Genomic DNA, 271 nt, shown 5'->3' with positions numbered 1-271 from the left:
AAAAAGAAGTAGCTACGTGGGCTAGGATTTTTATTAGTAGCAATTGCGTAGTACAGCACCATATGAATTAATCGCGCAATAACGTATATCCATACACATAGTGCAAATATTGGGCTTTGATAATTTATTACAAAAGCAAACAACACTGTTCCTATAAATAACGCACTATTTTCAAGGGTATTGTGAAAAGTACGGTGTGCTCTAAATATAAAACTATCGTGAGATAAGTCGTCACTTATTTTACCCGGCACTGCATTAGGCTGTTTTGCTT

The 271-nt window shown here is 35.4% G+C and carries 1 protein-coding gene; it reads right to left on the bottom strand.

From position 1 onward, the window contains the following. Positions 1-271 (bottom strand): MAPEG family protein (locus AAEY62_RS22465; protein WP_350636629.1); only part of this gene is annotated, 271 nt, incomplete at both ends.

Origin of the sequence: Pseudoalteromonas sp. GW168-MNA-CIBAN-0100, assembly GCF_040309225.1 — a bacterium.
GTDB classification, from domain to species: domain Bacteria; phylum Pseudomonadota; class Gammaproteobacteria; order Enterobacterales; family Alteromonadaceae; genus Pseudoalteromonas; species Pseudoalteromonas arctica.
The sequence above is the reverse complement of the archived record's forward strand: the minus strand, read 5'-3'. Positions and strand labels throughout refer to the sequence as shown.